Source organism: Metabacillus rhizosphaerae (assembly GCF_037201795.1).
GTDB lineage: Bacteria > Bacillota > Bacilli > Bacillales > Bacillaceae > Metabacillus > Metabacillus rhizosphaerae.
In genome coordinates this window covers 5,047,544-5,061,533 of sequence record NZ_CP147403.1, presented here as the reverse complement: position 1 = coordinate 5,061,533, position 13,990 = coordinate 5,047,544, and the positions used below count along the sequence as shown (strand labels likewise).

Here is a 13,990-nt window from a genome sequence, read left to right as displayed (position 1 = left end):
TACCCGTTAGACCTTTATCAATTAAACGGAAAAAACTTGCTTTTGATTTTTATATTGTTTTGTAGTCAATCCAGTTACCTTTTTGAAGGTTCTGCAAAAATAATGCGAATCAATATACCCAACTTGATGGGCAATTTCATATGTTTTATTATTTGTCGTCTTCAAAAGATCTTTGGCCATATCGATTCGGGTATTCGTTAAATATTCGATTAATGTTTTACCTGTTTCCTGACTAAACATATGACTTAAATAGGATGCGCTTACATTCACTGAGTCTGCAACAGTTTGAAGAGATAACTGAGAGTCAGTAAAATTTTCGTTAATATAAGATAACGCCATTTGAACTGCTGAAGAGTATTTTGTAGTTAAACGATCTCTAGTTGACGTAACGATGTGTAGCATTTCTTCGATATAGGTTAGAACCTCATTATAATTCCTAATCCAGCTTGCTTTCATTTCTAATTGATTAATTTCCTGCATAACTTCAAGATTATCCATTTCTATTTCCTTTAAAAAATGTGAAATCGTAATGGTAAAGTCCATTAAAAAATAATACGTTGTAAAAGGAGATCGAACATTCCCTTTTTCTAGATAAGATGAATAAGAACGGGAAAAACAAGAAATATCGCTTGATAATCCAAATTTTAGAAAGTCAATTAAATCTCTTCGGTTAAAATGTTGTAATTCCTTTTTAGACTCTATGTCTATTTCAGTTTCCTTTGAACTGTACTTATGAATAATCGTTGAATAGCTTTTCTCTTCATCGGCTTCCGAGAAAGATAAGGTAATACCTTGAATACGGCTTTCTACTCTTCCGATTCCAAAGATTAATGGGTTCTCAGGTTGTAGTTCTTCATGTGACACCAACCGCTGTCTTATTATCTCTGACTCCTGTTCAAGTGTTTGTTTTGATTCTCCCATCATAATAAAAATAGATTCTTTTAATTTTCTACTAAAGTGCAAACAATCATATTCATCTTCTATCCAGTCAATCGAATCAGAGTCGATTGTACATTCTATGATAATGATATAATAATAACTTGCGATAAGATTAAGATTTAAATTTGAAGCTTCTTTAATTGCCTCAGAAAAAGTATATAACCCTTCACAGAGTTCATATAAAAATTTATCTCGAGAAGCAGATTTATTTTGCAATAATTGATTTTCTAAGTCACTTAATCTTTTATTGTTCATTTCTTCCTCATCAATTTTTGAAGAAACTTTTTTTAATATAGTAAGTAAATCTTGTGAACTAACAGGCTTTAGGCAATATTCAGTAACTTGGATGCGCATTGCTTCTCTAGCATATTCAAATTCATCATGTCCACTTAGAATAATTATTTTTATTGAGGGCATTTTTTCGCGTAGAATACGACTGAGTTCCAAACCGTCCATAAAAGGCATTTTAATATCCGTAATGACAATATCAGGTTCGTGTTTTTCAATTAAAGGAAGAGCAATTTCACCATCAGAAGCATCACCACAATAAATAAACCCTTCGCGATTCCAATCAATGCATTTTCCAATCCCTTCTCGGATTGCCATTTCATCATCTACTAAGAATACTTTTTTCATTTAAATCCCCTCTCTGCTGGAATAATTATACTTACACGCGTGCCAGAACCATACCAGCTATTGATTGTTATACCAAAAGGCTCCCCATAGTGTAAAAGAATCCGATTATGAACGTTTACCATACCAAAGCCACCTTGATCCTTTTCAAATGGGACTCCTTGAGATAATTGAAATCGAATATCTTTTAACTTGTCTTCTTTAATGCCAATTCCGTTATCTATCACATCAATGGAAATAAATCCTTCTGGAGTAAAATCACCTTTAATTCGGACAAATCCCTTACCGCGTTTATTTTTTATGCCGTGATAGATAGCATTTTCTACGATTGGCTGAAGTGTTAATTTAATAATTTCATAATGTAAAATATCTTCATTTAAATGAAAGGTTACATCTAAAATATCTTGGTATCTCATTTTTTGAATAATTAGGTAATTTCGAATATGATCAATCTCATCTTCTAAAAGAATTAAATCTTTTCCTTTACTTAAAGAAATTCTAAAAAAATGGGATAATGCCTTCGTAATTTCTATTACTTGTTGACTTTTTTTTGCTTCTGCCATCCAAATAATTGTTTCAAGTGAGTTATATAGAAAGTGTGGATTAATTTGTGCTTGCATAGTACGTAATTCTGCAATTTTTAATTGTTTTTGTTCATTAACACTTTTTGTTAGTAGAGCTTTGATTTTCATAATCATACTATTAAAATTTTCACCTAGGTCTGCAATCTCATCAGTACCTTTATTAACGAGCTGTACATTAAGATCACCTTGTGAAACCTGTTTCATTTTCTCTTTTAAAATACGAATTGGAAGAATTAATCTTGAAGTGATAAAGAAATATAATGCAATGGTAAAAATTAAAACTGATCCTACAGTTAATACAATTAGACTTCTTATTTCATTAGCTTCTTTTGTAATGTCTAATAACGGTGTATATCGAATGAATTTCCAACCAGTTAATTCAGATGTTTCAAAGACGAAAAATGTTGCACCATGCGTAAAATAGCCAGAGTGGTTTTCTTCTATTTGTTTTCTTTCTAAGTTAGGTGAAGTCTTTGCAAATTGTGGGTGCGAAAATAAAATATTACCCGATTCAGATTCAATTTGAATTGTACTTGAAGTTTTTAATGAAGCTTCGCTAAGAATATTCTTAAAAATTGAAGCTTTAATAACAATATTTATGAAACCAATTACTTCATTGGAATTATCCGAAGTAATTGTACTTGTCATAGAAAGTGCTGGATTACTGTTTTTATAGATTGGTTCTATTAGTGTATTAGTTGGCTGATCTAGTAGTTTCGTGTAGGGAAGCTTAGTGAGCACCTGACCATCTAATTGATGAACGCCACGGTCTTCACTAACAGCTTTTCCATCAAGACTAATAATCTTAATATTCATGATGCTTTCACTATATTGATAACTTTCTCTGTAAAGTTTTATCATTCCTAAAATACTTTTAGATTCCTCAGCCGTATTTTGTTTGTCAATTAAAAATTGAACAGTGCTATCCTTTTTCCCAACTTCTGTAAATCTTTTAATATCCTGAAGGACATCATCAAATTCACTACGTAATTGTGCTACTTGGATTTGAGCTAATGAATATGATTTTTCGGCAACAATATTATAAGATTTCATATAGGATATTACCCCAACAAGGATGAGAGGTATTACTGTTAGAAAAAGGAACATCATAAGAAGTTTTGTACGTAAACTTGAAAAAACCCATTTTTTGAATTTCATAAGCGAACCAACCTGTCAGTAGTATTATTAGAAGATTTATTATTGATTCGAATCAATATTATATGTGTTTGATTATTATATTTTAAACTGCCTAATGTTATCTTTCATTTGTTGAATTCGTTCTACAAGTTTATAAGATGCATCGGAAACTTCCTCAAGAGTAGTTAATTGTTCTTCACCCATAGCCGCAATTCCAACAACTTCTGCATTCGTAATTTGCGAACTCTGCTCAATGTCTGAGATTATTTGACGAATAGAAAGCATTTGATCAAATGCCTCTTGCATGTCTTGTTTTATGCTTTCAATTTCAACTTGCTGTCTATTTCTAACTGAAAGAATAGTTTGAAATCGATTCTTTACTTGCTCAGTTTTTAATCTGCAAAGTTGAATGTTTTCTAGAGTTTCAGAGTTTTGTTTTCTGATTGAAGATGTTAGGCTCAAGATATGGTTTACTTTGTAATCGGAGTCTTGTGAAACCTTGTTTGTTTCATCAGAAACTTCCTTTATACTAGTTAAAGCGTTTTCTATTCTTTCATTTATTGAACTTTTAGGAATTTCATTTATAAGAGTGAGGTACAATAAACTAGATTCTCGTGCAACAAGCTTAATTAATCGCAAATATTCATTCATTTCCCCTGAAACTCTCTGAAGTTCTTCTGTATCTCTGTTTACTTGATAGATAGTTTGGCTCATTTTTTCAAGTTGCTGATGGAAGGTGACAAGTTCATGACTTATTTCATTTGTAATATGTAAGGTTTCATTTGATTGAAGATTTATTTTATTTGATTTTCCTAGTACTTCGTTATATTTAAAAAGTAAATGTTCAAATGTAGTTACTGATTTTTGAATCAGTTTATCTTGTGTATGAAGATTGTTCGAAATTGTTTGTGTTGCTTCAGCAACTTCTTCCCCAGCTAGTCGGTTTTCAAGAATACTTTGGTGGATATCCTTTGAAGTTAAAACAACTAGATCATTTGTATTTCTCACGTTTAAGATAATATCCTTTAAATTATGAAACATTCGATTATAAGAACGACATAATTCTCCTATTTCATTCTTAGACGGATTTACTATTGCTCCTATGGTTAAGTTTCCTTCTGCAATTTCATTTGTTTTTTGTCCTAAACTACGAATAGGTTTTACAAAACTTCCTGATATATATATGGCAAATAATAATGAAATGATGATAACGGCAATAAATGAACAAATATAAATAGTTATGTCTCTTGTTAAGTTAGTGGAAATGATATTCTGTGATTCCCCTTTTACCAAAAGGGTTTTTTGTAAGAGTGACTGAACCTTTTCATCGATGAGGTCTGTTAGAATTGTAATATATTCATAGGTGATATTTCGTGAATCTGCAGGAACATTTTCTTGGATTTGCTCTCCAAGCTTGTCAATATATTCAGTCGTAGTCGTTAATGTTTGGCGAACTTCTGTAATTTCCTCACTAAATTGGCCATTTTTATCATCACGTTCAATTTTATCTAAATTTTGATACATATTGTGTAGATGATCATATTGAGTACCATTTTCAAAAAGTACTTTTCCATATACAATATCCCTAATTTCCTCATCTAGCTTTTGCTTAAGTGAACCATTAATTGAATTCGTCAATGTGATTGTTTCCATCATTGCATTATATTGACGAACATACCCGAGGAAAAGATAGATTTGTACGCAATTAATTGTTGCAAGCCCTAATAAAATGACCATGAAAACAAGGATTAATCTTTTACGTAAAGATAAATCAGATAGCATTGAATGCGCTTTCAATCAAAATCCCCCTTCCTAGACCCATTTTACTATAGTAAGAGTTAAAAGTAGATAAAAATATTTTGCACTTTTTTGAAAAAATTTATAGTTTTTAAATTGAAAAAAACTATATAAACTAAATGAATTTACAATTTTTTCGAAAGTTATTCCATTCAATTTAGGGATGTAAACGCTTTATAATTAGAGTGCTGCAATTCAAAGAATAATATAAATGCATTTTGTTGAAATCTTAACATGGAAAGTTAAAAGAATAGAAAGGAGACATAATTTTATGTTGCAAGAAATGTTTATTAAGAGATTACTAATTAATTGTTTGATCTTAGTCCTTGTAGTAGGAAGTATCTTGCCTGCCCTACCTACTATGACGAATGCAGAGGAGGGGGAGAATGAATTGATTTCTGATTCAGAGCAAATAAAACTAGATCCTAGTTATCAACATGAACCATTTGATGGTTGGGGAACAGCTCTTGTATGGTTCGCGAATGTGACAGGTGGCTGGCCTGATGAATTAAGAAATGAGCTTGCTGATGATCTCTTTGGTAAGGATGGACTGAATTTTAATATTGCCCGCTATAATATTGGTGGTGGTGATTCTCCTGAGACAGAGCCTTATATGCGTAAAGGTGGAGCAGTTCCAGGGTATTGGAATCGTCCTGCCGAATACAGCCCACCGGAAGGTAACACAGATGAATGGACAGAGCAGGAAAACTGGTGGAATCCAGAAAATCCTGAGCATTGGAACTTGGAAGCTGATGCTAACCAACGCTGGTGGGTTAGTGCTGCTAAAGCTAGGGGAGCTGATACCTTCGAAGCTTTTTCAAACTCACCGCCATATTTTATGACTCAAAGTGGTTATGTATCAGGTAACTGGAATTCATGGGATGATAATATTAAACCAGATCAATTTGAAAATTTTGCTTCATATTTAACAACCGTAGTAGAGCATTTACAAAAGGACATGGATGTTGAATTTCAAACTCTCTCACCTGTAAATGAACCTAATACTGGCTATTGGAGAGCTAAAGGCAGACAGGAAGGTTCAAACTGGTCTCCAGCTTCACAAGCTAAAATTATTAATGAAGTAAAGAAGCAATTGGATGAAAAAGGTCTTAGTACAGTTGTATCAGGTATGGACGAAACGAATCCACAAAAATTCAGACAAAATTGGGAGCAATACGATAGCACAACGAGAAATAATATTGAACAGTTAAATGTGCATACTTACGGTCCTACACAGCAGATTGGTGCAAGGGATATTGCAAAGTCAGCAGGAAAAAAGCTGTGGATGTCTGAGGTGGACCTTAGTTCTGGTGCACAAAATCATGAGGATATAATTCCAGGTCTTGCATTATCACAGCGCATTACGACTGATATTCAGCAATTGGAATCAGAAGCATGGGTGCTTTGGCAGTCAATTGAAGACGAAGTGAATATGAGCCCAGAACATGAAAATGGCAACTGGGGACTTATCCAAGTTGATTTTGATCCAGCTGATTTTGAGAACGTAAAAATCTATAAAAATAAAAAGTATTATGCAATGGGGAATTACAGTAAGTTTATTCGACCAGGCTATCAAGTCATTAATTCAAATAGTAGCGATACATTAGCTGCAATTAATAAAGATGACAATTCAGTTGTTGTTGTCTATACAAATTCAACCACAGAAGAAAAAGCAATCAACCTTGATTTATCTGGGTTCGATACTGTAGAAGCGAATGCAAAGGCAACACCTTATGTAACATCTAATACAGAAAATTTAGCCCAAAAGTCAGATGTCATGATCTCAGGTAACGAGCTCTCAGCAGTTGTTCAACCCCAATCAATTACGACATTTGTTGTATCAGGTGTATCAGGTGTGAATGAGGATAACTCGTTTTTAAATAATAACGAAACATACAAATTCATTAATAAAAATAGTGGGAAGGTGCTTGATATTGGACAAAATGGAAAATCCATTGTTCAAAAAACAAATATTCGTGATGAAGAAAAACAAAACTTTAGTATCCAAAAAATAACAGATGGAAATAGTACAAAAGAAATTTATAAAATTGCCAACAGTGATAGCGGAAGTGTACTTAGTGATGAGAATGGTTCCATTACTCTCCAAGCCAATGAAAATAAATCAAATCAAAAATGGATGCTGTCAACCTATGGAAATGGAGAGTACACATTTATAAATGTTCAAAGCGGAAATCTAATAGAAGTAGGCGGGGAATCAAAGGAGGAAGGAGCTAAAGTTGGCCTTTGGAAGCCAACAACAGGTAACCACCAGATTTGGAGACTAGTAAAGGCCGGAATTACCAAGGTAGAGCCAGTTGATGTCGTCGTTACGAAGAAAAAGACTGCACCAGAATTACCTGATGAGGTAACGACCATTTACGGAGATGGTGAAGAGGTTCAGAAAAAAGTAGTTTGGGATACAATCAATCCTGATTTATATGCAAAGGAAAATATCTTTAAAGTTGAAGGCACTGTTGAGGGAACAACTATTAAAGCAGTAGCAACAATAACAGTAAGTAAAATTGAAAGTATTCAACCTATAAAAATAAAAACAACTCCAGGTAAAGCACCAATTTTACCTAATAAAGTAACAGCTAAACTAAAAAGTGGTACATTCGGAAAAGTACCTGTTGAATGGAATGAAATTGATCAAAATGAGTATGCGGATTTTGGTAAGTTTTCAGTGAAAGGGTCAATATCGAAAAGTCCTGTTAAAGCAATTGCTAATATCCAAGTTACACAACCTGCTCTAGAAAATTTAGCTGTAAAGCCTTCTAGTTCAGAAAATGAGTACCCAAAAGTGAGCGCTTCCTTTACTGGTCAATGGGATAGCACGAGTAATGTCAACGATGGAATTATATCTAGTGCTAGATGGACGAACTGGGATCCAAATAGCTGGAGAGAAGAAGATTGGGTTGCTATTGAATTCGACAAAGCGGAAACAGTATCACAAGTGAAATTTCACTTCTATGATGACAATGGTGGCACAAGACCTGCAGACTCTTTACGACTTGAATACCTGGATGGAACAGAGTGGAAAGAAATCGAAGGGACACAGACAGATGTTCAAGACAAGGAGTTAACAATTGACTTTACCCAAATTGAAACAAAACATATTCGTGCTGTAATGAAGGCCAAAGAAGGTGCTTGTATTGCCATTTCAGAAATGGAGGTATTGGGAGTTGGTGAAAACCAAATTCCAGGACAAGGTAGTGATGCAACATTGGAAACTATTTTAATTAATGGGAAGCAAGTAAAAGAATTTGATAAGAATACCTATAATTATCAAGTTAAAATAAAGAAGAACCAGCAAGAAATCCCGACTATTGAGGCAGTTACTAATGATTTATTTGCTACTTACCAAATTGAAACACCATCTTCGTTAGAAGGTGAGGCTGTTATCACGGTTAAGTCAGAAGATGGGAAGAATCATGCAAAATATACAGTTGAATTTAGTGAGAAAAATTAAAGAAACTAGAAATAACGTTTAAACAAAACAAAGATAAAGGCTTCGCAATTTGTTTCCAAAAGGGGGTTCGAATGTTTTCATTCTTACCTCCTTTTGGTATTTATAGTGGATTTGTTAGTAAAATTCAGCGCTTGATCTCTGGTTCTTTAAGTTTTTTTAGAAGTACATTCAGTTTCTGAACTTTATCCCCATTTCCCATTTTAGTTACAAAAAAATTGCAGTAAATCGAAAAATTTTGAAGTTTTTGAACCCTTAAATTGAGAAATAAAAAATGAATTTACAATATTTTCGAAAGTTACTCCATTAACCTCATGTGTGTAAACGCTTTATAATTAGAGGGTATCAAGTTCATGAGGAAACAATTAATTTAAGAGATCGTTTGTAAACGTATTTAAGTTACTAGTAATTACTTGCCTTTTTACTTACCAGTAAAAATAACAATGAACAAAATACAATCTTTATAGTTTCATCTACCTCTTTAGATCTCTTCTCTATTCATCTAATAAAAGCATCCTTTCTCATTTTAATAAGTAGATTAATTGAACTCTACTTATCTTTATAGAACTAATCCATTTCGTATTAGACAAATCGATACTTGAAAGGGGGTGGAATATAAAAGTGTAAAACTTTTTAAACGTTAGTTCCCAATGTGCTGGAGGTGATGCAAAAAAAAGTTAGGTTTTTAATTTAGTAATAGAAAGATATCTATTATTTAGCCTATTAAGTTCGGTAAGCGTTATTAGCCAAGGAGGTAAAGTGCTATGAAGGGTAAAAAGTGGTTATCACTATTTATGACAATAGTAATAATAATTTCACTCCTCCCAATACCAGTGATTCAAGCAGAGGAGATTGTTAAAGTGGAAGATAGCTTAATCGCACATTATGATATGTCAATAGCTAATGGTAAGTTAACAGATGTGACGAACAGTGGATTTGATGCAGAATATGTTGGATTTACTGAAGGAGACTTCTTAGAAGAAGAAAACGATAAAATCTTAAACTTCACTGGTGATAAGTCTAAATATGTAAAATTACCTTTGGGGATTATTGATGATGAAACATTCACCATTGAAACAACATTTAGCACAAGCACAAGTGCTGCACATTGGCTTTATAGTATTGGTAACAAGACAGGTGTTTGGCCAAATGTGAAAAATTATATCTTTTTAAATCCAAAACAAGGAAATGGTAATGTTAGATTTGGGATTAAGAACTCCGATAAGGAGCTTCTATTTCAAAATGCAACGATTCATTCAGGAGAAAAAAATACCTTTACAACTACTTTTAAAGAAGGGGAAATATCTCTTTATCTTAATGGGGAACCAGTTGGAAATCTACCACATACTTATTCAGTAATGGACATTTTAAAAGAAGGTGTTGACCCTACAGCAAATTCTATTGGATTTATTGGGAAATCACTATTTGAACCTGATGCAGCCTTTACTGGTAAATTAGCTGATTTTAAAGTATATAACTATACTTTATCTGCAGATGAAGTGAAACAAAATGCAACATTAACAGATGTCGAAATTGTTGAATTAGCAAAAGCTAACTTAATAATCCCAAATGCAGATGACATCCGCGGCAATATTACGTTACCTACAAGTTCTGATAAAGGAGCATCAATCACGTGGGAAACCGACAGACCAGATGTAGTAAGTGTAAATAAAGAAGAAAATGAAAATTATGATGATATTCCCGCTGGTGTTGTAACAAGACAGGACTCTGATACACAAGTAAAATTAACAGCGACTATTCATTCTGGTCAAGTAAGTGATACAAAGCAAATTCTACTTACTGTTAAGGCGAAAACGGAAAAAAAGAATTTCACTAATTATTTAATGACACATTTTACCGGTGAACACGATATCGGAGAACAGATTTATTTCGCGAGTAGTTCTGATGGATTAAACTGGAAAGATTTAAATGAAAGTAATCCAGTATTAACGTCTGATATTGGTGAAAAAGGTGTGCGTGATCCCTATATTCTACGTTCTCAAGAAGGGGATAAATTCTATATCATCGCAACAGACTTACGTATAGCGAATGGAAAAGGTTGGGGTGCAGCGCAAACTGCTGGAAGCAAATCCCTTATTATTTGGGAATCTACTGATTTAGTAAACTGGTCTGAACCTAGGATGGTTGAAGTAGCTCCTCCTAAAGCAGGCGATGCATGGGCACCTGAAGCTTTTTATGATGAAAAAACAGGCGAATATGTTGTATTTTGGGCTTCTACGACTAGTAATGAGCAAGGGGTATTTGAACCACACAATATTTATTATGCAAAGACTAGAGATTTCTATACGTTTACCGAACCAAAGGTGTTTATTGACCGTCCAGGTGATGCTCATATTATTGATACAACGATCATTAAAGAAAATGATATGTATTACCGTTACTCAGGTGATGGACAAATTACGATCGAAAAAAGTGATCAAATACTTGGCACATGGTCTAAGCTTGGAACAATTGAAGATTCAACAGGATTAACAGGGCGTGATGTAGAAGGTCCGTTAATTTTTAAATTTAATGATAGAGAAGAATGGAATTTAATGGTCGATCAGTATTCAACAGGAAAAGGTTATCTCCCGTTACTAACGACCGAGCTCTCAAGTGGTCAATTTACTAAATTAACAACTTCAGACTATTCCTTAGGATCTAATAAAAAAAGACATGGTTCTGTCTTACCTATAACACAAGAAGAGTACGAAGCTGTCATGGCTAAATGGAACAAAGTAGTCGAGGCACCAGACGAAGAAGAACAAAAAGAGCCAATCCTTGAGTACAATTTTGAAGAAACAACAACAGACAATAAGATTCAGGATGATTCAGGCAACAACTATACTGGTACGTTGAATGGTAATGCAACTTATGTGACAGATGAAGAAAAGGACTCTAAGGTATTATCTCTTGACGGTACGACTAATACATTTGCTGCCTTCCCAACCGGTTTCTTTGATGGCAGAGATACAGTATCTATTTCCATGGATATGAAGGCGGAAACAGTATCAGGAAACTTCTTTACCTTTTCAGTAGGTAAGAATGACCAAAAATATATGTTCTTAAGAACACGTGATAGTGAAATAAGAAATGCCATTACGGTAAACAGTTGGTCTAGCGAACAGGAGGTTAAAACGAATACATCTTCCATTAAGAACAAGTGGATGAATATCAAACTTGTCATGACACCTACAAGTATGAAGATGTATAAGGATGGTATTCTTGTAGCTGAAAATAACAATGTAACAGTGGCAATGAAAGACTTAGGAGCAGATTTATCAGCATACTTAGGGAAATCCTTCTATTCTGGAGATCAATACTTTAAAGGATCTTTCGACAATGTAAAGATTTATAATCGTGCGCTCTCAGAAGCTGAGATCCTTGAAATGAGCATTGAACCGACTGGTATTGGAAACTTTGAAGTTCCTGGTCAAAAGGGTCAAGCTGAAATTGATAAGAAAGCTCATACAATTGCTGTTCCTATTAAAGAGGGGCAAGATATAGATATTACAAAATTAACACCGGCGATTACCCTTTTACCAGGTTCTACAGTGAGTCCAGCATCAGGTGAAACACAAGATTTTACAAACCCTGTTACATATACAGTGACAGACAAAGATGGAAACAAGCAGGAATGGACTGTGAAATTGAAGATGTATCCATCAGGTACATTGCCAGGACTTTATGCAGATCCACAAATCGCTGTTTTTGGAGATACGTATTATATTTATCCTACAACAGATGGATTTGATGGCTGGTCAGGTTCACAATTTAAAGCGTTTTCTTCAAAGGATTTAATCAATTGGAAGGATGAAGGTGTTATTTTAGATCTTGCAACAGATGATGTGACTTGGGCAGATAATCGTGCTTGGGCACCTACCATTACAGAAAAAGATGGGACGTATTATTACTACTTCTCTGCAGACGCCAACATAGGTGTAGCAACATCTACATCTCCAACAGGACCGTTTAAAGATGCTCTTGATAAACCATTAGTGCCAAGTGGAATATATCCAGGCCAAGCCATTGACCCCTATGCATTTAAAGATGATGATGGTCAGTATTACTTTTATTGGGGGAATGGAAATTTATTTGGTGCGAAGCTAAACGATGATATGGTTTCATTTGCCCAGGATCCAGTGAATATGACACCTGCGAATTTTAGAGAGGCTCCTGTTGTTTTTAAGCGGGATGGTATTTATTACTTAATGTGGTCAGAGGATGATACTGGTAGTGAGAACTATCAGGTTGCATATGCAACAGGATCATCTCCAATGGGGCCTTGGACGAAGAAAGGTGTCATTCTTAGTAAAGATTTAAGCCTTGGAATCAAAGGACCTGGTCATCACTCTGTATTAAACATACCGAACACAGATGATTATTATATTGTTTATGCAAGGCATGCCATTCCTGATGGTAACGGTTTTAACCGTGAAGTAGTCATTGATAAGATGGAATTTAACACGGATGGTTCGATTAAACAAGTTAAACCCACATTAAATGGTATTACTGAACCTGTTTATATAGAAAAAGGAGATACAGAAAGTCCCGTAGGTCACTTTACAATTAGTTCTGGCGCGGAGTATACAAATAAGTCAGCTGTTACCTTATCTCTTGAAGCAACGGATGACAGTAGTGGAGTTCATCAAGTTCGCTACTCAAATGACACTAAAGAATGGACAGAATGGGAAGCGTATACAACTTCAAAAGAATATACGTTACCATCTGGTGATGGTGAGAAGACAGTATATGTTGAATTTAAAGATCAAGCTGGAAATGTAAGTGAAACATATCAACAAAAAATCATATTAGATACGACTGCTCCTGTAATCGAATTTAAGGGGCATCAAGATTCCTATTCTATCGATTCGTCTATTAAGATTACTTGCAATGTAGTCGATGAGTTGTCAGGAGTAGCTTCTAAAGAATGTCCAAATGTTGAGGGTCCAGCATATAGCTTTGAGGTAGGAGTAAATAAAGTCACTGCTTCTGCAACTGATAAAGCTGGTAATAAAACAGATGTTGAGTTCCAATTTACAGTAACAGTTGACTTTGATAGTTTAAGTCGATTAACAGAAGCTTTTGTAACAAAACAAGGAGTTGCAGATTCACTAACGAAAAAGCTTCAAGCGGCAAAAGCATCAGCAGCCAAGGGAAATAAAGAGGCATTTGCTGGTCAACTAAATGCTTATAAAAACCAACTCAATGCTCAAAGCGGGAAAGCTATTTCTGAACAAGATAGTAATCTATTAAGATCTTTTGCGGATCTTTTAAAAAAATAATCGTAATCGGTTAGATAAAAGATGAAAACAGGAAGGAAGCACATATTCTTAATAGTTGAAATGTGCTTTCCTTCGTTATCTTTCCTGTCGTGATTTTATCAATTTAGTTCACCCGAAGAATTTGAAAAATGAGAATTTTTAATATATAG

The 13,990-nt window shown here is 34.1% G+C and carries 5 protein-coding genes; 2 read left to right on the top strand and 3 right to left on the bottom strand.

The annotated features are described in order from the left end of the window. Window positions 1-21 precede the first annotated feature (21 nt). The 3 genes from WCV66_RS24140 to WCV66_RS24130 form a co-directional block, all read right to left on the bottom strand. Entirely contained in the window at window positions 22-1,575 is a 1,554-nt protein-coding gene (locus WCV66_RS24140; RefSeq protein ID WP_338787159.1) for a response regulator, read from the bottom strand. Continuing rightward, complete coding sequence (locus tag WCV66_RS24135; protein WP_338787158.1) at window positions 1,572-3,209, bottom strand: sensor histidine kinase; 1,638 nt, start codon at window positions 3,207-3,209, stop codon at window positions 1,572-1,574. The genes WCV66_RS24140 and WCV66_RS24135 overlap by 4 nt, the downstream gene beginning before the upstream one ends. Before the next feature lie 180 nt (window positions 3,210-3,389). After that, window positions 3,390-5,090: a methyl-accepting chemotaxis protein gene (locus WCV66_RS24130; protein WP_338787157.1), complete on the bottom strand. Its 1,701-nt coding sequence runs from the start codon at window positions 5,088-5,090 to the stop codon at window positions 3,390-3,392. A gap of 271 nt (window positions 5,091-5,361) precedes the next feature. On the opposite strand from WCV66_RS24130, the gene WCV66_RS24125 reads away from it, so the two are divergent. After that, a complete protein-coding gene (locus WCV66_RS24125) occupies window positions 5,362-8,559 on the top strand; it encodes a glycoside hydrolase (protein WP_338787156.1) in 3,198 nt (1,065 codons plus the stop codon). 761 nt (window positions 8,560-9,320) lie between these two features. Next, on the top strand, window positions 9,321-13,841 hold the full coding sequence (locus tag WCV66_RS24120) for a family 43 glycosylhydrolase (RefSeq protein ID WP_338787155.1): 4,521 nt from the start codon (window positions 9,321-9,323) through the stop codon (window positions 13,839-13,841). The last annotated feature ends 149 nt before the right edge of the window (window positions 13,842-13,990 follow it).